At 52.4% G+C, this 20,436-nt stretch carries 19 protein-coding genes and 2 pseudogenes; 11 read left to right on the top strand and 10 right to left on the bottom strand.

Features of this window, described 5'->3' with window-relative positions; all coding sequences use genetic code 11:
* Positions 1-220: 220 nt before the first annotated feature.
* Together HH1059_RS07000 and HH1059_RS06995 are read right to left on the bottom strand one after the other, a co-directional pair.
* Positions 221-628: a helix-turn-helix domain-containing protein gene (locus HH1059_RS07000; protein WP_197710719.1), complete on the bottom strand. Its 408-nt coding sequence runs from the start codon at positions 626-628 to the stop codon at positions 221-223.
* Positions 629-842: 214 nt separating this feature from the next.
* Positions 843-1,526 carry a YagK/YfjJ domain-containing protein gene (locus HH1059_RS06995; protein WP_162549425.1) on the bottom strand — a complete coding sequence of 228 codons (684 nt, stop codon included), beginning with the start codon at positions 1,524-1,526 and terminating at the stop codon, positions 843-845.
* Positions 1,527-2,505: 979 nt separating this feature from the next.
* Here HH1059_RS06995 and HH1059_RS06990 point away from each other — a divergent pair.
* Positions 2,506-3,432, top strand: a complete 927-nt coding sequence (locus tag HH1059_RS06990) for a phospholipase D-like domain-containing protein (protein ID WP_096409514.1) — start codon at positions 2,506-2,508, stop codon at positions 3,430-3,432.
* A gap of 812 nt (positions 3,433-4,244) precedes the next feature.
* Here HH1059_RS06990 and HH1059_RS06985 read toward each other — a convergent pair.
* Positions 4,245-4,958, bottom strand: a complete 714-nt coding sequence (locus HH1059_RS06985; RefSeq protein ID WP_162549423.1) for a YagK/YfjJ domain-containing protein — start codon at positions 4,956-4,958, stop codon at positions 4,245-4,247.
* Between the two features lie 765 nt (positions 4,959-5,723).
* Between HH1059_RS06985 and HH1059_RS13310 the strand changes: the two genes are divergently transcribed.
* From HH1059_RS13310 to HH1059_RS06955, 7 genes are all read left to right on the top strand, one after another.
* A complete protein-coding gene (locus HH1059_RS13310) occupies positions 5,724-6,083 on the top strand; it encodes a hypothetical protein (protein ID WP_162549422.1) in 360 nt (119 codons plus the stop codon).
* On the top strand, positions 6,067-7,101 hold the full coding sequence (locus HH1059_RS06980; RefSeq protein WP_096409511.1) for a YqaJ viral recombinase family nuclease: 1,035 nt from the start codon (positions 6,067-6,069) through the stop codon (positions 7,099-7,101). The genes HH1059_RS13310 and HH1059_RS06980 overlap by 17 nt, the downstream gene beginning before the upstream one ends.
* Positions 7,102-7,198: 97 nt before the next feature.
* Positions 7,199-8,152, top strand: coding sequence for a recombination directionality factor (locus HH1059_RS06975; RefSeq protein WP_179948759.1), 954 nt, complete (start codon positions 7,199-7,201; stop codon positions 8,150-8,152).
* Positions 8,153-8,239: 87 nt separating this feature from the next.
* Positions 8,240-9,199 carry an AAA family ATPase gene (locus tag HH1059_RS06970; protein ID WP_096409509.1) on the top strand — a complete coding sequence of 320 codons (960 nt, stop codon included), beginning with the start codon at positions 8,240-8,242 and terminating at the stop codon, positions 9,197-9,199.
* A 137-nt stretch (positions 9,200-9,336) separates the two neighbouring features.
* The gene (locus HH1059_RS06965) at positions 9,337-10,344 is read left to right on the top strand and encodes a DUF3150 domain-containing protein (RefSeq protein ID WP_096409508.1); all 1,008 of its coding nucleotides are present in this window, start codon (positions 9,337-9,339) and stop codon (positions 10,342-10,344) included.
* A gap of 89 nt (positions 10,345-10,433) precedes the next feature.
* On the top strand, positions 10,434-12,206 hold the full coding sequence (locus HH1059_RS06960; RefSeq protein ID WP_096409506.1) for a VWA domain-containing protein: 1,773 nt from the start codon (positions 10,434-10,436) through the stop codon (positions 12,204-12,206).
* A gap of 122 nt (positions 12,207-12,328) precedes the next feature.
* Positions 12,329-12,826 carry a JAB domain-containing protein gene (locus tag HH1059_RS06955; RefSeq protein WP_096409505.1) on the top strand — a complete coding sequence of 166 codons (498 nt, stop codon included), beginning with the start codon at positions 12,329-12,331 and terminating at the stop codon, positions 12,824-12,826.
* A gap of 361 nt (positions 12,827-13,187) precedes the next feature.
* On the opposite strand, the gene HH1059_RS06950 is transcribed toward HH1059_RS06955, so the two are convergent.
* Entirely contained in the window at positions 13,188-13,559 is a 372-nt protein-coding gene (locus HH1059_RS06950) for a hypothetical protein (RefSeq protein ID WP_096409503.1), read from the bottom strand.
* A 239-nt stretch (positions 13,560-13,798) separates the two neighbouring features.
* On the opposite strand from HH1059_RS06950, the pseudogene HH1059_RS06945 reads away from it, so the two are divergent.
* A pseudogene (locus HH1059_RS06945) lies at positions 13,799-14,107 on the top strand (integrase core domain-containing protein); the annotation flags it as partial.
* On the opposite strand, the gene HH1059_RS13305 reads toward HH1059_RS06945, so the two are convergent.
* From HH1059_RS13305 to HH1059_RS06940, 3 genes are all read right to left on the bottom strand, one after another.
* Positions 14,034-14,360 carry a hypothetical protein gene (locus HH1059_RS13305; protein WP_162549421.1) on the bottom strand — a complete coding sequence of 109 codons (327 nt, stop codon included), beginning with the start codon at positions 14,358-14,360 and terminating at the stop codon, positions 14,034-14,036. The pseudogene HH1059_RS06945 and the gene HH1059_RS13305 overlap by 74 nt on opposite strands.
* A 24-nt stretch (positions 14,361-14,384) precedes the next feature.
* Positions 14,385-14,516: a hypothetical protein gene (locus HH1059_RS13955; protein WP_275951856.1), complete on the bottom strand. Its 132-nt coding sequence runs from the start codon at positions 14,514-14,516 to the stop codon at positions 14,385-14,387.
* Between the two features lie 161 nt (positions 14,517-14,677).
* Entirely contained in the window at positions 14,678-14,962 is a 285-nt protein-coding gene (locus HH1059_RS06940; protein WP_096409500.1) for a hypothetical protein, read from the bottom strand.
* Between the two features lie 142 nt (positions 14,963-15,104).
* On the opposite strand from HH1059_RS06940, the gene HH1059_RS13950 reads away from it, so the two are divergent.
* Complete coding sequence (locus tag HH1059_RS13950) at positions 15,105-15,236, top strand: hypothetical protein (protein ID WP_276309268.1); 132 nt, start codon at positions 15,105-15,107, stop codon at positions 15,234-15,236.
* 1,174 nt (positions 15,237-16,410) lie between these two features.
* On the opposite strand, the gene HH1059_RS06935 is transcribed toward HH1059_RS13950, so the two are convergent.
* Positions 16,411-17,781 carry an IS1380 family transposase gene (locus HH1059_RS06935; RefSeq protein WP_096409498.1) on the bottom strand — a complete coding sequence of 457 codons (1,371 nt, stop codon included), beginning with the start codon at positions 17,779-17,781 and terminating at the stop codon, positions 16,411-16,413.
* Positions 17,782-17,884: 103 nt separating this feature from the next.
* Here HH1059_RS06935 and HH1059_RS14100 point away from each other — a divergent pair.
* Positions 17,885-18,136 (top strand): annotated as a pseudogene (locus HH1059_RS14100) (hypothetical protein); the annotation flags it as partial.
* Between the two features lie 707 nt (positions 18,137-18,843).
* On the opposite strand, the gene HH1059_RS06925 reads toward HH1059_RS14100, so the two are convergent.
* Both HH1059_RS06925 and HH1059_RS13810 read right to left on the bottom strand, forming a co-directional pair.
* Positions 18,844-19,779 carry a hypothetical protein gene (locus tag HH1059_RS06925; protein WP_096409495.1) on the bottom strand — a complete coding sequence of 312 codons (936 nt, stop codon included), beginning with the start codon at positions 19,777-19,779 and terminating at the stop codon, positions 18,844-18,846.
* The gene (locus tag HH1059_RS13810) at positions 19,779-20,351 is read right to left on the bottom strand and encodes a DUF6932 family protein (protein WP_096409494.1); all 573 of its coding nucleotides are present in this window, start codon (positions 20,349-20,351) and stop codon (positions 19,779-19,781) included. The genes HH1059_RS06925 and HH1059_RS13810 overlap by 1 nt, the downstream gene beginning before the upstream one ends.
* Positions 20,352-20,436: the final 85 nt, after the last annotated feature.

Here is a 20,436-nt window from a genome sequence, read left to right as displayed (position 1 = left end):
ATAGCATATTGGTGCCTTTGTTCTAGTTAACGTAAAACGGTTGAGTCGCCATGGTTTCGGGCCTATGCGATGCTCTTTAGGAAGAACAGGCGTTTCCAGGCAGTCGCGGCTGCGCCCCATATGCAGGGGCAGCCGCAATCATCGAGGTCTCGGTTGTGTGGTGTTACGGGAGAAGGGGCATCTGGTTTGGATGCTGAGCCAGTAGAAATTTCTAGCTCGGTTAGCTTCTAGATGAAGTGATGAATAGACGTAACAGGGCTTGGGATGGTCCTTTGGGCTGGCGTCGGCCCTGCTCCCAGTCTCTGAGGGTGCTTATATTGATCCCAAGCTCAGTGGCGAGTTGTTCTTGGGTGAGTTGATGGATTTGGCGATGCTCTATAACCGCCTGGATCAATGTGGTCGGATCGATATCGTCGTTGTGGGGTGAGTTGGCGAGATTCGCGCTGTGTAGTTGTTCAGTGTGAACCGGCGCCGGTGTGTATGGCGTATCTTGGGTAGATCCTGGTGCTGCGGTATCGTTTGTGGTCTGCTTGTTTGTGAAGCCGGTGCTTGGCTGTGCTTTTGCTGTGGTGGGGATAGGCTGGTGCATCTGCGCGTATATGCGCTCGAGCAGGTCGTTATCTGTCATGGTTGGGATCTCCTTGATTTGATGTGGGTAGGACTACGGCGCTGCTGTCATAGGATGATGAGTTGATGTGGCTTTTAACGAGTTCATCGTCATGATGTATGGCTTAGCGCTTTACCCGGTAAGCCTTTAACATGAGCGGGAGGAAAGTACCTCGCTCGACTTTCCTCCCTTGTATTAGAGGCTGGTTGAGCCGCAAGGCATCTTTGTGCTTGAGCTATTGGCGGTTGCTAGTTCTAAATGCGCAGAAGACCCGACCGAGCGGCTTACCTTCGTATTTGCATAGGCTGCTCGATTGAGTGAAAAGCTCTCGCCAGGCGTTATGATCGTATCTGTTCAAGAGCATGACCTGGGTCTTGCCGCTTAGCGGATCTGTTGGAAAGGAGACTAGCTCAGGCGGTGGTGGGTCAGAGATACGTAAGGATTTAGCCCAGGCTCGCAGGATGCATCCGGCGAGACTGTCACTTGTGCCTATATCCTGCGCCTGCTCGTTACTGTAGAGCCCATGAAAGGCGCGAGCGTTTAGTAAGATTAGGGATTTGTAAGTGGCCTGTTGTCCGGTGTGAGGATCGTGCTCACGTGTCCAGGCAAAGTGCAGATCGAAGGGCGCTGCAGGTTGAGCGTTAAAGAGTTGCTCGTAGAGATTACTCCAGAAAAGGCTGACAAGACCGTTGCCTTGGTTGAGAGTCGCTGAGATGGCTATGGTATTCGGGCAGTGCAGGTCGAAGCGCACAGCTAGGGAGTTATCGTGCGCGTTTCTAGCTCGTTGGAGTAAGTCTTCGAGTAGACCGAGATGACGGGCGATTAGTGGCCCTTGACCTTGGTCTACGGGCAAGCCGTTGAACTCACTGTCGTAGTGAAGTGCAGTATACTGGAGAGGATCTTTGGTAGACGCTAACATTGTTTCTGTCCTCATGGTTAAATGTAGGTGAAAGTGAGCGATCCGGCTGTGCTGCCATTGCCTGAGCGTTTTAGGGTTTTGAGTCAGTGCAATGGCAAGGGAGAAGGGTTTCGCTCATACCATTAGCAGTGCCGTAGTAGATGATCGTAGTTGATGGGTTTGGTGAGGGTGTGATCATGCGATTTAGTCGAATTTGTTCTCACTGCTGATCCGCTCAGGTGAGGGATGCTAGACTGACTCTGGGTAGGCCAAGCAGTGGTTGTTACTCTGTTCGTTTAAGGGTGATGAGTAGAGGTGTGGGTGCTGAAGGGTTAGGTGACTTAAAGGGTGTCTATGGGTTGTCTGGTGAGAGGCTAGAGGTGGTTAGAGTCAATCGAGTGGTGCTGTGACAGAGTGAGGGAAGTGATTCTAGTTTTCAGATAGGTCCGATCCTGTAGGTTAGTGAAGGGGTTGTGCTAAAGTCTTGTTTCGGGTGGATAAGTATCGAGTTTATCAGTTAAAAATACCTCTGTGAGCTACGCACAGCTTTTATGAGAGGTTTGACAAACAAAAATAAGCCAACCTGCATCAAAAACAACAAAAGCACTCACAGGCGCTCTGCGAAGTAGAAATCGATTAATCGGTGACAAAGTTCAAGATAACCGTTAAACATGGGGTAAAATCAGTCTAGTTAATCAGGTGAATAACTAAAGGCACAATATATCAATCAAACAAGGCTTAGACTGAAAACATGCAGCGTAAATACTCTTATAAGCCATGCACAGCTATTTTGAGAGGCTGTATAGGGTTAATTAAGCTTACCTGTATCAAAATCGTAAACATCGCTCATAAGTCCAATGCGTAGCCAGGGTGCAAGTTTTTTGGAATGCTGCAAATATGTCCAAAGCTTTTCACATGATACAGTCTATTGAAATTCATCGTCTACCAAATTGCAACTGGAATTAAGAATGCTGATTGGTACACCTAAAATAAAAAAGAACTGGAAAAGATTGCCCCTAAACGAATCGCTGTAGCTTATATAGGTGCAAACTGGAGAGAATTCGTAGATCCAGGAGCGCTAGAGTATGTAATTGTATCACCAACTCTCGGAAGTAATCCAGAGTCTATCGCGGAGCTTGCAAGAGAGATTGGCTGGGAAAAATTATGGTTTTTGGATGGTCTTCACTCGAAACTCTACATTGGCGACAGCAGTGTAATCGTTGGGAGTGCCAATTTATCTAACAATGGGCTCAGCTTATCAGGGAATGAGGAGCTATGCGTTCGCCTTTCCCAAGAGTCTTTGCTTGAAGAAGCAAGCCGTCTTTTTTGGGAGTACCTCCAAAAGGCGAAGAAATCATATCCGGACGAGCGATCAAAGCGAGACCGTCTAGAGGAGCTGAGAGAAAAGCATAGAAAGGCCATAGTTAATCAATTAATTCATGTTCCTCTGATAAGAGCCAAAAAGAGTATTTTCGATTATGATCCGGACTACGATGGGATGGTTTATATTGCTTGGTACGTAGATGGTGAATTCGACTACACTGATGCCATTCCGCAGCCTGTTCAAGATGATATTAAAAAAGAGGTGCATTTAGCTCCAACAGACATGCGCCCTACAAATCAGTGGATACTAACATGGAAACAAACATCCAGGGGATATGCTGATCGGCGAACTAAGCCGGATTGGGTTTACGTTCATAAAGTGTTCAGCGACGCCTGTGACGATGAGGAGTATGAGATGATGTGTATCCAGTGTGCATCGCTAACAGTTCCACAAGAACCTTTTGATGCAAAAGATAAAGTCTTCGTTGATGCTTTCTGGGAGGTTATAGATCAACCAGAATTTGAGGGTTTGCGTGGAATAGAAAATGGTGTTTGGAGGTTGCGCGATAATCAATCGCTGATGCGAGAGTTTTTAAATTTTTGAAAAAAACCATACAGCTATAAAAAAGGTTAAGTAACCGCTGTTAGTGCGCTCATTTATAATTTTTAATGATACCGTTGAAGTTGTCTGAGCTCGTGACGCCAGTGTCCAAAAGGGTCACAGCTTGTTGGGCGTAACATCAACTCGTGATGGAATTGTCTGAGGATAGCGTGATCGAGTGCTTTTAAATAATCCGTGCGTTTCGAAAATGACCTTTCGAGCAGGCATTGCGTTGGTATGCCAAGTGCCGCAAAGCATCGCTAATATTGTGCGGTGTGATGAAAAAGTCAAGTGGAAATTCAATCAAAAAAGCCACTAAATCTTGTTTCAAGTAAATCTTGTTTCAAGTGAATAATAATCGAACCTAGCAGTTAGAAATGCCTCTGTGAGCTACGCACAGCTGCTGTGAGCATTTGAGTGGGATGCATCTATGCTACTCTACTGATGAATGTAAGAAATCGCTTAGAGAGTCAGTGTGTAGTTTTTTAAACAAATCGTTAATTACCGGGCTAGGTAAAACCGCAATCTAGTTATAATCGAAACATGTCCATGTTTTAAATAACCATCGAGAAGAGCAAACATAAATGCCTGTGAGAGCTACGCATAGCCGATATGAGCGATTTATAGGCTAAATGAATCATACGTAGTGCTTTACTCTTAAAATCTGTGAGAGGCTTGGTGTGGCTTTACAAAAGACAAATCGGGGATAGCCTTAAGCTCCTTATGCCAAATCCAGCTATCCCCGTTTATCAATTCAGTCAAAAAGGTAAATATCTAAGTACTAAAAAAATATCAAACGCGACAAGTACATGAGTCTAAGCTGGAGTCCTTCGGTAGAGACGAGATGAGCCGAACGCGCGAATACCTTGGCCGACAGGCTTGGAGTATGTCTTGAATAAATAGCTGGTTAAATAGAATAGTCTTGTCCAGTTATAATCGTCAGATCTATCAAGAAGCCAGCGTATAAACTCTCCAGTGTGAGAATCTTTCTGGAAATATACCAACGAACCTAGAGGATCTAGAGCAGGATAAGCTAAAGCGCCCAGCCAGGCGCGGATAATCCGATGAGCGAGTGTGTTGTCGGAGTAAGTGCCATCAGGACTAGGCGCTGGATTGCCAAGGTTTAAGATGGCGTTAGCATCGAGCATTAGAAGTACGTGAAAGTGGGGTTTGTCTGATTGTGGGCCTATTTCACGCACCCAGATGTACTCGGTTTTCGGTGAATGCGCTAAAGAGGCGGTATTAAATTGCGAGTCTAGGTAGCGCCAAAAGGTTTTCATGATGTCACTGCCATGGTTAATCGCTGCTAGGTCGAAGTCGGCTGGAAAGTAGAGATCGAATCTTAGTGCGAAAGTTCTTGGGTGTTGTTCTCTTGTGCGTTGAAAGAGTGTGAGCGTTTTCTCTAAAAAATTCTCGACTAGAGGGCTGTGATCATGCCTCTCACACATCACAGGTAGTCCTTGGTAGGTAGGTTCGTAGTGAAGGCGCCAGTTTCGGTTTAGTGGATGGTATCTGGGTTGGGTTTTCATTGTCTTCACCTTTTGCGGTTTGTGGTTAACAAATAGATCGGCTATCTTAAAAGAGCCGATCTTTGAGGCTTGGTTGCTAAGAGGGTTGTAAGGCACGATAGGACGCATGAAAGCAAGCATCTGGATACAGCATGTATCAGATCCAGATGCTTGCTTTTTTTAGTGCGCAAGTATCTGAGTTGATTGTGCTATTGCTGGATCTACTCTTCGTGGGGTGTAATCATTCGTCGTAATCGATAAGAATCGATTCCCCTTTGGGGAGGGGAATCTTAGTGAGTTTTAGTTGGCCTACTAGGCTGAAGTTTAATTATATAGCAGAAATGCTGATTATGTTCTTAGTTTTTTTAGATATATCGTGCACTGTGTGTATGGATGCGTATCTGTATCCGCTGCATTAGCTGTATCAGCTGTGTCAGCTGTAACTGTAGTATCCTCTGTGATCGCTGTATCAGCTGTAATAGCTGTGTCAGCCGTATCAGCTGTTCTATATATAGATCTTAACATTTACCTAAATTAGAATCTCTTTTAAACACTCGCCATGAATAGCCTAAGGTTATGTTTAGGTTGATGAAATTATAAGAAAAGTCTATATAATAACGTAACTCAAGTGCAGCCTAATTAAATCATCCGGGTAACCCTAGCAAGACAAAAACCTAACTCACGTCGACCTAACTCAAACCTTGGACTCATCAAAATTTAAAATATACATCATCTCCGTGCAAGCCAGAGGGGTTTGCGGTTTCTAAAGCAAAGTGGAGGTGACGTATGTATTCGTGTCCAAAATGCTGGTCGAGAGACGTCGAAGAACGTCGTCTCGGTCAGACTGTAGGAGCAGTCACAGGTGCAAGTGCCGGATTAGCTTCCGGCATAACTGGTGCTATACATGGCAGCAGGATGGGAGCTACAGCGGCTGCGGCAGGTGGCCCGACGGGCACTGCTTCGGGAGCTTTGATTGGAGGTCTGTTAGGTGGTGTAGCAGGTGGGCTCAGTGGGGCGAGAATCGGCGCTCAACTCGACGGTCCGGTCCTCGATACACACATCTGCATGGCCTGTGGATATCGATTCACGCTGCCGATTCGCTCTAGCGCCGGTGGGGAGGAGGTGCGCCATGACGGTAGCCACTGAAGGCGTTGTGTGTCTTGAAAGCCGTGGCCAGCGTAGCCGTGCTCCGGAGCACTGGGGTCAGGCGCATCGTCTGGTCGAGACAAGGGATCTAGATCGTGCGACGTGGTTGTCGATCCGTCGTGGTGGAATTGGGGCATCTGAGGCAGCGGCTGTAATTGGCATGCATCCGTACTCCTCGCCACTGGAGGTTTGGCTTGATAAGAGCGGACGGCAGGTCGAGCAATCGGCAGAGTCAGTCGATCCGCAAAATCCTGCCTGGTGGGGGCAGCTCCTTGAGCCGACCGTAGCCGATGCTTACGCCCAGGTCACCGGGCGTAAGGTGCGGCGCGTCAACGCCATCCTCCAGCACCCCGAGCATCCTTGGATGCTATGTAACTTAGACCGTGAGGTGGTCGGTGATCCTGATATCCAAATCTTGGAGATCAAGACCACGGGTGTAATGGAGGCGAGGCGTTGGCGCAATGGAGTACCGCAACACGTGCAGCTGCAGGTTCAGCACCAGTTAGCGGTGACTGGGCAAAGGGCGGCTGACGTTGCTGTTCTTATCGGTGGTCAGAACTTGGAAATACACCGCATCGAGCGCGATGAGGATGTGATAGAGCGGTTGATCGCCCTGGAGCAAGCCTTCTGGTCCTGTGTCGAGGCGGATACTCCGCCACGGCCCGATGGTTCCGAAAGTTCGGCTCAAGCCCTACGCGAGCTTTACCAGGAGAGCCATACAGGGACAGTTGTTGACTTTCAGGAGGATGCTGAGCTTGGCCGCAGCTTTGCTCAGTTGCAGCGAGTGCGTGAAGAGATAGCTGAACGTCGGCGCCGTGAGGATGTGCTAAAGCAGAGCATCCAGGCGGCAATGGGCGAGGCGGAGAAGGCTATCTTTCCCACCGGTACCGTGACCTGGAAGCAATCCGCCCCGAGCAATAGAGTCGATACCAAGGCTCTTGAGGCCGACTATCCTGAGCTGGTAGCACGCTACAAACAGCAGGTGCCGGGCTCGAGGCGGTTCACGATCCGCGATTAGTTCAACTTAAATTACCACCATCAGACCCGTCTAGCACGTACCCCCTGATTACGGGGTACGTGCTAAGGCGGGTTTTTTCGTTTAGAGGAGATCCAAGATGATCAAAGGCTTAGCTATAACTCCACCGGTACTCGGGCGGATCACCATCGGTCGGGTAGTCGAGCGCGATGGTAAGCGATTGCCGCAGATGGATGATCAGTTCACCATCACCTCCCAGATCCAGTCTGCCGGGGACTGGATAATCCACCCACTCGATACTCAGCTGCGCGAGCAGCAGGGCGAGGCGAAGCTGCGCCGTTTGCCGGTGCGCATGCTCTTCAGTGAGCCGAATCTCAACCTGCGTGCCTCATACGCCCTGTTCGATCGAGACCAGGGTCGCCCCCTTTGCATGGGGGATGGGGAGACCTGTCGTCGACGGACCAAAGAGGGGCTAGTTGAGTTGCCCTGCCCATCACCGGATGGCTGTGAGTTGGCCGCAGGAGGGCGTTGTAAGCCTTTTGCCCGGCTTAGTGTGCTCATCGGCGAGCAGGAAGACCCACTCGGTAGCTTTATCTTTAGGACAACCGGATTTAACTCCATCAGGACATTAGAGGCCCGATTGAGCTATTTCCAGGCGATATCCTGCAATCGATTGGCCTACCTTCCCCTTGAGCTGCGCCTAAGGGGCAAATCGACTAGGCAGTCCTTTGGCAGACCGGTTTTCTACGTCGACCTCACCCTGCGAGAAGGGTGGACACTGGAAGAGACCCTAGCTGAAGCCGATCGCCTTCAACAAGAGCGTGAGGCCATGGGCTTTGATCAAAAAGCATTGGATCGGGCTGCGAAGCAGTGCCTGGCCAATGGCGCTTTCGAGGAGTCCCCAGAGGAGGGTAGTGCTATAGCCGAGGAGTTCTACTCAGCTCAATCCTCAGCTACTCAGCCACAAGAGAGTAATTCACTCTCAGAGCAGCTCTCAAAAATCCCACAGCCACAGCCTGCAAGCCTTAATGAGCAAAACCGCCCAGCATCCGCTAAGCAAGGTGGTAACGGCTCACAGCCACCGTCTTCTTAACCCTGAATCAACCCTGCCGCCACTGCCCCAGCCATTGGGGTAGTGGTGGTGCTCTTGTCTACTTTACTGATGACAAAGGAGAATTCCATGTCTGCTTTAACGCAATTTAACGTGTCCCAAACCTTCAATGTCCCCGCACATCCAGGACTTGAAGTGCCAGGCTATTCGGATCCGACACATCCGAACATCCCCCCACTGAAATCTAGCTATGTATTTCGCCACCGGCTATTAGGCGATGTGCTCGCCTTTCTGCATCACAGCGCCGGTGATGGGCTTTTCCTCTGCGGTCCGACCGGCTCAGGTAAGAGCACCTTGATCAGCCAAATAGCTGCCCGACTTAACTGGCCCGTCCAATCGGTAACATGCCATGGCCGCTTGGAGTTTCAGTCACTGATAGGGCAGTTCGTGCTGGTTAAGGGCTCAACCGACTTTGTTCACGGGCCGCTGGCAGTCGCAGCCCGTGACGGTCACATCCTCATACTAAACGAGCTCGACATGATGGATCCTGCGGAATTGGCCGGGCTTAATGACATCATAGAGGGGCAACCGCTTGTGATTGCTGAGAATGGTGGTGAGGTGATCCATCCCCATCCGCAGTTTCGCCTCATTGCCACCGGCAACTCGCTCGGCTCTGGCGATACCACCGGGCTGTATCAGGGCGTTCTACGCCAAAATGTGGCATTCATGGACCGCTTTCGGGTTATCCACGTTGAGTACCCGGATCCGGAAGCTGAGAAGGAGATGCTCCAAGCTGCCGTGCCGAGCCTGCCCGAGGAGATAGTCAGCAGGATGCTAAGTGTCGCCGGTGAGGTAAGGCGCTTGTTCATGGGCTCAGATAGTGAGGCTGGTCAGCTGACGGTGACCATGAGCACAAGGACTCTGGTGCGCTGGGCAACCTTAGCCGCCACGTTTAAGGGGGCGCCTAACGTTTTCGAGTACTCGTTAAACCAGGCACTGACAGCACGTGCAGAGGCCGAGCAGCGCGAGGCCATTCACCGGATAGCTGCCGATGTGTTCGGCGACTACTGGCAAAGCAGCAATTGCTGAGCCGTTCCACCCATTCACCTATACCCCCGTCTTACTCACCCACATTCGCCGATACCGCTGCCACAACACACCAGCTCGTCACCCCGCGAGTTGGTGTGTCGTGCTGTGCGGCGATCTACTCTCTATGGAGGTCGACGATGATTAACATCACTGAAATCACCGATCAGCTAACTTTGGTAGTGCTGGATATACGGATCTGGTCAGGGCGTAAGAAGCTGCGCGCAGAGGATCTACACTTGGATGATGGGGAGATACCGCCCGAAGATTTGGTATCTCTCGGTTCCAAGCGCGTCTGTGACCCGGAACAGCTCAAGGCCTTCCATCGGCTTAAGCAATCGGCAGAACGCTCCTGTCTGCGGGTTGGCACCCGCTTTCTCGGCGGATTTGCCGTTGCTAAGGAGCAGACCACCGCTCTGGCTGAGGAGCTCGATCAGATTAAGGCTCAGTTCGATGCCGAGCGTGATAACTTTCTGTCCACTTACGACCGGGACCTAGAGGATTGGATTCAAACTCTGCCTGGTTTCGAGACGGCGATTCGCCGGGCCGTGGAGCCAGCAAGTAGTGTGGCTGCACGGCTGCGATTTGGCTATCAGCTCGTTGAGATAAAGCCGGCTATCGTGCCTGGCACCTTAGACGAGGAGGTAGCCGAACTCGGTGACGGTGTCTTTGGCGAGGTCGAGCAAATGGCCCGGGATTTAACTGATAGCTTCGAGGGCAAGGATAAGCTCAACCGCCGTGCCTTAGGCACCTTCAGAAAGATCCGTAACAAGCTGGCCTGTCTGAGCTTTATCGACAGGCGTATCGAGCCAGTACTCGGTAGCGTCGATCAATGGCTGCACCGGTTGCCGGCTACAGCCCCTATCCAGGGCTCCCTTTTCAACGAAGGGATGGGCCTAGCCCTGTTGCTATCCGATGCCGAGCGCATGGCCCGTCATGGTGCCGGTCAGATCGATGCACTCAGCTTGCCACTGCCCACACTGCCAACGGACAAAAGCGCTGAGCAGATCGATTCATCGGATGCCGGTCTTGAGGATAGTGGGGCCGACACAACGCCTGAGCAAGAGGGCGAGAACAGCGGCGATAGCACTCCCTCGCACAGGCCGGTAATAACCGACCCTCAGCCGGTGCCAAGCTTCTTTTTCTAGCGAGCCGATACCAATCAGCTCAACCTCTACCACGGCGCAGTGGCCGGTTAGCCCGGCTGCTGCGCCTTTTTCGTTTTTAGGAGGCGATTATGCGACTTAGTACACTCAACGATGCTCTACCGATAGTGGCTGCCGCCTATGGGCGTAAGTTTGGCGTCAAGGTTCGGGTTGGCGGTCAGAATGCGTTCACTGACGGGCAGAGCATTAACATCCCGGGTCTATCCGAAGAGGCGCAGAGCAGGACGTTGGCTTATGGGTTCTTGGCCCATGAAGCCGGTCATGTGCGCTTCACCGACTTCACTCAGGCGCGTCATCCCCAGCCCTTAGGGAAGCTTCTGGAGGGAGTGATCGAGGATATCCGCATTGAGGCGGCGATGATTACCACTTATCCAGGGACGAGGAAGACCCTCGATGCGGTGCTGGAGCATTTGATTGAAGCAGGTCGGATGCAACCTCCCAGTGATCAAGATCCACCGGGGCAGGTGCTTGGAAACGCGGTACTGTTGATTGGCCGTTATCACTATCGTCGGCAAAGCGCATTGCAGATGCACTCTCAGCAATCAGAAGAGGTGCTCTCACAGGTATTCGGTCAGCAGTTCGTGAGGCAGTTACACGGGCTTCTAGCCGAGATTCCGGGACTCACCTGTACAGCCGAGACGATGGCTTTAGCGCAGCGGATTATCTCCCTGCTTGAGTCTCTCTCACAGGGACAATCACCTGAGCAAGCTAACGCGGCTGATCAGCCTGATAATCAACCCGCCGATGATCACGCAGCGGATGATCAGGCATCAGGGAAGGATGACTCCCAAGAGGGGCAGCTGGCAAGTGGTGAGGATTGCGCCGGTGCGTCTGCAGATGAGGGTGCTGATGCCGAAGCTAGTGCCGCTACTGATGCCGACTCTGGTGATGAGGGTCATCATGAGCAGCCGGCCGACAGCACGTTACAGCAAGGCTCGACATCGCAGCAAGGTTGCTCTTCAGAGCAAGACTCAAGTCTGGCAGCTCAAGCCGCACAGGCAGCACTGCAAGCCGATAAGGATGCTCTGCCGGAGGATCTATTCGAGGCGGTTGGCAACATCCTGCAAAGCCACTCTAGCGATGACACTCAGCTGCTGCCAACAGTGCAGTCCTATCAGGGCGATGCAGAGCTAGGCAAGGAGGCCTTGGAGCGGGTCAAGGTCCATTCAGCGCACCTAAATGCGCAGCTGCAAGGGCTGGTTCAGTCTCAACGATTGACCCGTTCACGTACCGCACGCTCTGGCCGGCGTTTAAGTGCGAAACATCTGCACCGGGCGGGTGTTGCGGATAGCCGGATATTCAGGACAAGCAGAGCGCAACCTGCCCCTAACACCGCACTGCATCTTCTCATCGATCTCTCGCTCTCGATGCAGGGTGGGCCGGATCGCTTGGCCCTAGATGCGGCTATGTCTCTAGCCCTGGCGCTAGAGTCTATAAACGGTGTCTCTAGGGCGGTCTCGGTATTCCCAGGACTAAGGGGGCAAAGCAGCTATGTCACTCAAGTGCTTGCCCACGATGACAGGGTAAGCACTAGAACTGGAGCCTTCGTGCAAAAGGCGCGTGGCAGCACTCCGATGACAGGGGCGCTGTGGTTTGCAGCGGCAGATCTGCTCGCACGTTCTGAGCCTCGTAAGGTGGTTCTGGTTCTAACCGACGGTGAGCCGAACGATACGGATAGCACACTGTCGATGATCAGCCGTGCCCAATCGGCACAGCTTGAGATGATCGGAATCGGTATCCAGCACCGCGTCGATCACCTTTTCCCGCAAGCTATACGCATCGATCAGCTAAGTGAATTAAAGAACTCGCTCTTCGATGTAACGGGGCAACTGCTTAGCCACTAAGTCCCTCCTACCTTCGCTACACCTTAATCCTAACCGCCAATGGCCGGGCAGGCACTTAGCCCTGTAAGGGCCGATGTGTGCCTTTGCCCGTGATGTGGCACTACGCAAAGGAGAAACTTGCTATGATCCACGCCAAGCTCCAAACCGGGGAGAAGAGCGGCACTTACGTTGTATCTGAGCCAGTGACAGGCGATGAGCTTCTCGAGATAGCGCAGAGAATTGCCCGTCGTAGACTGGCTAAGGGTCGATCTCTGAGCTGTCCGAGTTCCGCTTACCAGGCCCTGCAAACCCAGCTTCTTGGTAAAGATCATGAGGTCTTCGGCGTTGTATATCTCGATACCAAGCACCGCATATTGGGTGTTGAGGAGCTTTTCCGGGGCACTATTGACGGGGCCACAATACATCCACGCGAAGTGCTCAAAGAGGCCCTAAGACGTCAAGCTGCTGCCGTAATCCTAGTCCACAATCACCCGAGCGGCCATCTGGAGCCCTCGGTTGCGGATGAGAGGATCACTGAGAGGCTTCGTCAGGCACTCGAGCTTATCGATGTCAGGCTTATTGATCACATCATCGTCTCCGCCGAAGGCTATACCAGTCTAGCTGAAAGGGGTGGTTTGTAATTGGCAGACGCTCTGGTGACCCCCCAAGGGGCCGCCAGAGCTAGTCATCCAGCTGGATTATTTTTTGTTGTCGATATGCCTAAATTGTATTGATGAGGGGCAGGCGTTTGAGATAGCGACGCGGATGTTTGTGCAGATGGCGGCGTATGAGGTGGTGGAGTCGTAGCCATAAGGGATCGGTAGGCCTGGCTTGGCAGAGATGAGAGAAGGTACGGTTGGTTAAAATTGGTGTTAGGAATCGTTTGGCCAGAACAAGCCTGGCGACTCCCCACAACTCGCCTGGACGTGATCACGGGGGTCGCCACGCTCGTCACAGCACCGTGATGGCATTTGTGGTGACTTGTTATTCTGGTTCTGCTTTTTACTTGAACCTTTCATAACTGATATCAACAACTTCCCAAATATTATCATCACCTTCCTGATAAATATCATAGGTCATGATCCTGCTGTGTGACTCGTCAACCTCCTCTATGGGAATATTTGAAGCTAGATATGTGACTTCGCAACGGCGGCGCGTTTCGCCGTCATCTATCAGCTCGATATCATCTATTCGAACGTTAACATCCGTGGGACCTACTCCAGCTCTGCCAGAGGCCACATCCTCACTTATAAGGTCCGTAATTATTTCAATTGTATCATTGCTATCACACGTTGGGAGTTGTTGGCCACATCCACCAATAAAAAGGAAGCAGCTGATGACGGTTGTCCGGACTACAAGCTGATTGGCTGTCATGACTTAGGGTGCTCCTTTAACGGTTACTAAGGCTATCAATCAAGATAATCCGGGATTAATCCTGCACCGGTATTTAGTATGGCCTGGGGGGAGGGCACACAAGGTAAACGTATATGTCGTAGAGGGGTTTTGTAAATGCCCACCCATGCTCTGGCGACTCCCCACAACTCGTCTGGACGTGATCAGGGGGGTCGCCTGACCCCGAGCGGCGGCGCTCGGACCTTCTGGAAGACCTGGGCCATGTCCTCGACGCGCTGTGCGCCCGCTACGACATCGAGCACCGCCTCACGCCGCCGCGCCGCCCCCAGACCAACGGGCTGGTGGAGCGCTTCAACGGCCGGGTCAACGAGATCCTGCGCACGACCCACTTCGACTCGGCCGCCGATCTCGACTCGATGCTCTGGCACGATCGCCGGCTCTACAATCACCACATTCCCCAGCGCGCACTCGGGCACATCACCCCCGTCCAAAAGCTCAAGCGGTGGTACGAGGAGCACCCCGAGTTATTTCGTAAGCTGGTATATGACCAGTCAGGTCTTGACAGATGATGTGACCGAGGACCTCATGGGCCTGACTGGGATACTCTTTTCGATAGCCGCGATCGAGCATCACCACCAAAACGGCCGTCCAGGCGATGTTGAAAAACGGGATTAGGTTGAGCCAAACGAGACCTGGCGAAAAATGACGGCTATTCGCGCTGATTTGCTCGAATGCTTGCTGGAGGTGATAATTGAACCACACCCAGGCGGCGATGATGATCAGCGCAGCTACAACGACGGTTGCGGTTGCTACAGCACCCATGGTTTTTCTCCTTTATCAAATCGTTCACTCGCGCACATTCTCGACCTTCTCATTATATTCCGAGAGGCGGTAGACCCAGAAACTGCTATGGATATCCTCTAGTTTTTCGGCCGAGTCCTTAAGGTAGACGCTGATAAGCTCGATGACATCACCCACACGTTCTGCCTGACGCTCAAAATCGTGCGCTCAGGCCGTGCTCCGCCCTGACGCCAGCGGAGTTGTGTAGAAAGACCAGCCCCACACCACCAGCTGCTCCCGCTATGTCGCTAGCAAGAGCCCTTGGAAACGCTACAGAGCGGGAGCAGCTGCTGCGATGGTCACCTACAAACTGACCTAGCGCTGCTGATGATTTTATTAAATTCATCTGGGATCTTGCCCCCAGAAAGCATGTTTGTTTCGTACTCCATGAATTTATCCTGTGAAACATTTTTTCTGATTTCGTCCATCATACAACCACACTGCTCAACGGAAGCCTGTCCTTGCTGAGAGCAGGAAGCAACAAAATTGTAAATCAATTTTGAGTCATATTCCTCTGAATTTGAACCACCGCAACCTTGAATGAAGACAATTATGGCAAGAGCAATAGGGGGTAATAACTTCATAAGTTTCCTCTTCTGAAATTTTTTCGGATTTAAAAGGTTTTGCTTTTTGAGGAGTTCCGGGTGTGGACGGCGCTGGCGTCCGTCTCGGCGGTCAGGAAATGCAGGCCCAGCGTTGTCTTGCCGCAGCCGGGGGCCGCCTCGGATGTGGAAGACGCGCTGGGCAGGAGACCGCATCCAAGATCTCGTCGAGCGGCTGGAGGCCCGCACTGATGCGCTGCTTGCTAGTGGCGCGCGGGGGGGGGATCAGTCATTTGTCATCTCCTCTATTGCCTAGGGGGCTAGGGGGCCGGCATGCGTAGTTCTTTTCCCAATACCATCGCTATCGCGCTTGACAGGCAACGCTTGATAAGTACCCCCGAGTGTAAAAGCTAACATCACCCTCCCCCAACCCGTCAAATTCATGCAGAACGGTTATTGGCCCTCGCACTCTTGTCAGCTAGCCCTAGTGTCCTGAATCATAAATGCGTTCCACGTATGGGCCCTGACGGCGGGGCACAGCCGGGCGCCGGCGTGGGGCAGGTGGTGCGGATCAAGGAGAACACGCGCCCGCCGGGGGTTCACCGAGCACATGGCTGAGGCGCATAGTGCCCGGAAGTTCATCAGTTCATTTGCTGAACAAATTGCTCGCGTCATATATGGCTTTGATTTTGAACGGACAACGGTTCAGATTGGGTGCACAGCCCGTAGTGGTACGTGCGTAGGGCTTTCGCTAACTTGCTTCAATAGTATAGTGTGTTCAATGGGGGATTTATAGCTGTATCAGGCACCTGGAGGTGCCGAAGCCGAAGATGCAGCGCCTCGAAGAAGCGGTGTAGCGAAACTTTTGAAAGCGGCACTTTCGCTAATCGATAAGTTATACACCAAACTGATGAACTTCCGAGTGCCGCGCCATGGTGCTGCTCCTAGGGGGAGCCAAGACGAAGAAACGAGCCGCGGTGGCAATGGCCTCATGAGATTCACCTGAGGAGCCCAGTGCGGGAAATCCGCCCGCTGGGATCCGTGAGGGGGCGTCGTGTGACCGGCGCCTCCACTCGAACAGTCAGGGTGAGCGAAGAGATGCTCGAGGTGAGTGACTGAATCTCTAAGGCGCATTGCCTTTCAGAATCTTAGCGGAAGTGTCGCGTCTTGTCGCACCCTCTCAGTTGGATTTGCTATGGTCATTGGTACGGAGTAGAGTTGCAAGTGTATGGGGAGGATATCTGACATAAAACCCGCGTTATTCATGAGAAGCCGAGTTTACCCCCTACAAGAGTAGGTATATATCAACACTGAACAGAAAATAGCCGCAACCCGAGCAATATTTGGCTGTAAAGTGGCTATACTGCTCGTGATTTGACCCTCTCTAGTGGTTACTAAGAGCCGAAAATGCGCTTTATAGACACAGCGACCCCCCGCCGGGTTGCTTCCAGCGGCTTGAGCCTAGTTGATTTTAAGCTCAAGGATCAAATCTATCCGGGAGCTGGGTACTCTTTGGGCAGACGTCGCAGCAAAGCGCGCCAGTGCTTAGCACAGCGGCGCTCTAAAATGACTTGCAACTTGCGAGCATGACGCAGCACCCGAACCGCGCTTTTGAGCACTTGTTCTCGCAGTCGGCGTAAGGTCCAGCCATCACCTGTAGCACGCTCCATGCTCTCGCGTAGAATGTGAAGCAGCTGGTAAGCCAATGCTCTAAGCCCTAGAAGCGCCTGGCTGCGGGCTAACACCTGTTGTTCTGTCGCCTTGCCCCGGCAGGTGCAAGGAAGCGACTCGCCAACCACATCTTTAAACTCGCCAAAATGTGCCTCTGCTTTGCCGCGCCGCTGATAGTGGCTGCGTACAAAGCGCTGACTGCCGCAAACGTTGGTGACCAGATAGAAAGCATCGCGGAATAGTTCCCCAGGGCGTTCTCGAATAACCATGACTACACGCCGGGGATGATCCCAGGTGCCTGCTTGATAGCTGATCTCCCTAGTCCACTCACGCTCTCTTTTTGAAGGGCGGCCACACCGGTAGCGGTGTGGTTCGAAGTGGCGCTCAAGGGCCTGGTTCCTAGGCAATCGGGCGATAAACTCAATCTTGTGCGCATCCAAAGCCGCGAGGGTGTTAGCGTCGGCAAACCCCGCATCCAGTCGCACCCGAACTTGCTCAGCCACATGAGTGCGCAAGTACTCGACTAGCCGCGGGACCAAAGCCGCCGCCTCGCTCGCCGGGCCTGCATTACCTGGGCGCAACAGCACTCCAATCATATCTCCGGTCTCTGCACACAGAGCGAACAGCGGGTAATGTTGACGTTGTCCGGTGTGCCCGCTGAAAGCGCTGCCCGGCTGCTGACCATGAGCCTGCAATGGGACACCATCGACATCAATCGTCATGGTTCGCGCGCGGCGCCCTTTGTTACGGGAGCGTATCCGCTGCTCGACTAGCTTGAGAAGCGCCTTATTGAGCACATCTAGGTTATGTTCGTGCGCCAGCATGTCTAACAGCCGAGAGATAGTTGGCTGCGAAGCAAGGCCCCGATCAATGACGGATTCGCCACGACCATCGCTGCCGCATGCTGCGAGCATAGGATCGTTGCCCAAGGTGCTGGCATCACGCTGGTCATCCCAGCCTTGGCCCATCATGGTTAAGCTATCGCGCAGCAGCTCGCTAAGTGAATGCTTTACACGACTTTGATCACGGGAATCCTCTAGTCGTGCGCTCATCCAGGAGATGATTCCAGTACGCTCAAAAGCCTCGCGCTGGAGCATTACTCCCGCCTCAGAGCTAAGGCGTTCCGGTCGAGTCTCGACCCGCAGAGACTTATTGAAAGATGGTTCGAAGAGAGGTATCGTTTCACCCATGGTGCGGCGTTTCCTTTTGTTTTCCGTGTTCGTACAGCTCTGATTATGAAGGAAATAAAGCGCCGCACCAACCTTTATTTCCTACCTGTCGTGAATTATCCGGGTTGTGAGTGCTATCAAATCTGCCGCAGAGCATCGGCAAGTTATAATAGTAACCCACAATCCGAATTTAGCGATTGTTTGTGACGCGAATCAGATAATAGTAGCAGAAATCGTGACAGACCAAAACAACACGGTAGTTTATAAGTCGGGATCAATAGAGAGCGTGAGTATAGCGGCTTCATCTGTTGATATCCTCGAAGGTACCTGGCCGGCGTTTGACGTTCGTGGATCGAAGTACGGGCTTCATAGGTAAAATGATGCTATCGCGTCCTAATACGGGATTATGGATGACGTTATACGGCATCAGTAAAATACGCGCAAAGATCGCGTCTTTTGAATAAACTGGTATGACAGTGGAGGTCGGGTTTGATATCACCAGATACGCTTCGTGATCTATCTGAGCGTTTTGGGGGCAGTCTCGGGGTATTTGCCGTTGCGCTTATGTCTAGCAATCTAGTTATAGTTGATACGATTGGCTTGCCGTGGTTTGAAGGCGAAAGCTTGATAGATCTTCTCGTACGCTCATTGCTCCTTTCTTTATTCGTCGTCGCTATGACAGCCTTCTTAATAGGTCCGCCCAGGAGTTCTCTTGTCCCAGTTATTCTTAGCTCTGCGTTCGTGCTATCCGTGGTAAGCATCGTGACCGGCTTTATCTGCTACTGGTTTGGGTGGAGTCCTGCGGCGTATGTTTTCATTTGTTCCACAGCAGCACCCGCATTAGGCAAGCTCCTCTGGCTGGGTGCAATGAAGTGGGGAGAAGGAAGCCAACGCAATGAATAGCCATAGCAACAACTCGGACTTGAACCCAAAAATCCGCTGATCAAAGCCGCCAAGTACGCCCTGCGAGGAAGCCAAGCCGCTCGACATGCTCGACATCCAGCTATACACGCTGGAAACCCGCCTCCGCGTGGAAGATGCCGAGCAGCGTTGGCTCAGCTAGAGAAGGCTACGACGGCTAGTTTACACGTCGGCATCCTCGTCCGGCGAACTGGGAGGGGATACAAGAGCAAATCGGGGCTTACCGCCTCCAAGAGCTGTTTTCCGCACGCTCAAAGTAACCCGCTTCTTCAGGTAGGGCTGTAAATCATGAGGATCGTCAATCGCTGGAGCTATTTTACCCTTCACGAGGCCTAGTTCGTCTTCTGCAAGCTCGAAGGTGCGCGTGTGTGGCAAATAACCTTCGAGAGTGCCCCGCAGCTCCGCTTCTTCTTCATGGATATTGTCCTCTTGAAGCCACTCCACAGTACGGCTTAGATGCTCCATGTCGGGGAATTCCACGCGACGACCGACGGCCTCCAGCCGGAACCAGGCATCACGACTTGCGACTGTGTTCATAAATTCATGCAGACTTCGCACTGAGCGAGAATCAAGATCGGAGACCTCCTCAGCTAGTGCCTCTTCGGACTCTAGAGCTCCTTCTATCACACGAGTTACTCGGTCCAAAGCCTTTCGGACCGAGCTATCTTCTAACCCCATCTCCGGCTGTTCAGGTTCGCTCCTCTCTTCTAGATGAAAGCCAAAAGATCCCACGGTGGTCCCTGTGATCATAAGGCGGTGTTCTTGCCGTGCTGGCAATGGCCCCGAGGACCTAAGTTCGCCTGTGCGTAGATAAGCACCCACCGTTGCCACCATCTGTTCGAATTTCTGCAAAGCCGCTGCACTGAAATCGGCCAAAATACCCTCGGAGTTCAGCACGGGCTTGCCTGAGAAGGTCAGACTCACCCGGGCTGCCTCGCTACTATTGGTGGCGAGCTCCTCGAGCCGAACGCGAACACTTTCCAAGCGATCCTCTAGTGCTATCCGCTCGATTGCACTCTCCTGCGGAACATCAGCGAGGAAACTTTCGAGCTGCGCCTTCTCGGCAGAGAGTTGCTCATGTTCAGAAGGGCGCGTCATTATTTATTCTCCCCGATAGCCGACGTGATGTTATCCAAAACCGCTCGTGGGACTTCTTCAGAAGGCTCCAACGGGATCTGAACGAATCCTTTCCAGAGGTGGTTACGCCGATGAGACCAAAGGCTGTACCAATAGCTCGCATGCTTCACTAGCCTCTGCCAGTCGCCGCCATCCCAAGGAACTGGATAACCATCGACACCATGCCGCCGTTTTACTGAGGCTGGACGGAATACGTCCGCGTTTTTTTCCAAGAGCGTTTGCTGGCTCTCTCCCGAAGGCACCGCAAAAAAAGTCACTACGTCCACGTCCTCTGGGGGGCGCTCCTCGAGAATCTCCACATTCTCCGCGAAGCTTCCGTTCACCCACTGGAATCCCTGCTTAACCCCGATGCTGTACAGCTCCTGCCGATAGTCGAGAAACCCACGAAGGACTTTGCATCGCTCAGGGGAAGTGCCAAAGTGCTCTAACACTTCGACAAGTGTCGTCGGATAGGGAGAGCGGCCATCGGAACCAGTCTGACTCCCTACGTAAGGGGGGAGGACCCCCTGATGGTTCCAGTTCGGGATCGTCATGCCTACTATACTACCGTACTTGCGGGACGAGAATGTATCCGGGAACAGCCTTCATTCCGTCGTCTCTTCAAGCAAGTTACCACCT

Source organism: Halorhodospira halochloris (genome assembly GCF_002356555.2).
In the GTDB taxonomy this organism is placed as follows: domain Bacteria; phylum Pseudomonadota; class Gammaproteobacteria; order Nitrococcales; family Halorhodospiraceae; genus Halorhodospira; species Halorhodospira halochloris.
Note: the sequence above shows the minus strand (reverse complement) of the source record. Positions and strands in the feature narration are given on the sequence as shown.

Excerpts from the sequence above, each read along its gene's own strand:
- HH1059_RS07000 (WP_197710719.1), bottom strand. The coding sequence starts at position 628 with ATGACAGATAACGACCTGCTCGAGCGCATATACGCGCAGATGCACCAG.
- HH1059_RS06995 (WP_162549425.1), bottom strand. The coding sequence starts at position 1,526 with ATGTTAGCGTCTACCAAAGATCCTCTCCAGTATACTGCACTTCACTAC.
- HH1059_RS06985 (WP_162549423.1), bottom strand. The coding sequence starts at position 4,958 with ATGAAAACCCAACCCAGATACCATCCACTAAACCGAAACTGGCGCCTT.
- HH1059_RS13310 (WP_162549422.1), top strand. The coding sequence starts at position 5,724 with ATGTATTCGTGTCCAAAATGCTGGTCGAGAGACGTCGAAGAACGTCGT.
- HH1059_RS06980 (WP_096409511.1), top strand. The coding sequence starts at position 6,067 with ATGACGGTAGCCACTGAAGGCGTTGTGTGTCTTGAAAGCCGTGGCCAG.
- HH1059_RS06975 (WP_179948759.1), top strand. The coding sequence starts at position 7,199 with ATGATCAAAGGCTTAGCTATAACTCCACCGGTACTCGGGCGGATCACC.
- HH1059_RS06970 (WP_096409509.1), top strand. The coding sequence starts at position 8,240 with ATGTCTGCTTTAACGCAATTTAACGTGTCCCAAACCTTCAATGTCCCC.
- HH1059_RS06965 (WP_096409508.1), top strand. The coding sequence starts at position 9,337 with ATGATTAACATCACTGAAATCACCGATCAGCTAACTTTGGTAGTGCTG.
- HH1059_RS06960 (WP_096409506.1), top strand. The coding sequence starts at position 10,434 with ATGCGACTTAGTACACTCAACGATGCTCTACCGATAGTGGCTGCCGCC.
- HH1059_RS06955 (WP_096409505.1), top strand. The coding sequence starts at position 12,329 with ATGATCCACGCCAAGCTCCAAACCGGGGAGAAGAGCGGCACTTACGTT.
- HH1059_RS06950 (WP_096409503.1), bottom strand. The coding sequence starts at position 13,559 with ATGACAGCCAATCAGCTTGTAGTCCGGACAACCGTCATCAGCTGCTTC.
- HH1059_RS13305 (WP_162549421.1), bottom strand. The coding sequence starts at position 14,360 with ATGGGTGCTGTAGCAACCGCAACCGTCGTTGTAGCTGCGCTGATCATC.
- HH1059_RS06940 (WP_096409500.1), bottom strand. The coding sequence starts at position 14,962 with ATGAAGTTATTACCCCCTATTGCTCTTGCCATAATTGTCTTCATTCAA.
- HH1059_RS13950 (WP_276309268.1), top strand. The coding sequence starts at position 15,105 with ATGTGGAAGACGCGCTGGGCAGGAGACCGCATCCAAGATCTCGTCGAG.
- HH1059_RS06935 (WP_096409498.1), bottom strand. The coding sequence starts at position 17,781 with ATGGGTGAAACGATACCTCTCTTCGAACCATCTTTCAATAAGTCTCTG.
- HH1059_RS06925 (WP_096409495.1), bottom strand. The coding sequence starts at position 19,779 with ATGACGCGCCCTTCTGAACATGAGCAACTCTCTGCCGAGAAGGCGCAG.
- HH1059_RS13810 (WP_096409494.1), bottom strand. The coding sequence starts at position 20,351 with ATGACGATCCCGAACTGGAACCATCAGGGGGTCCTCCCCCCTTACGTA.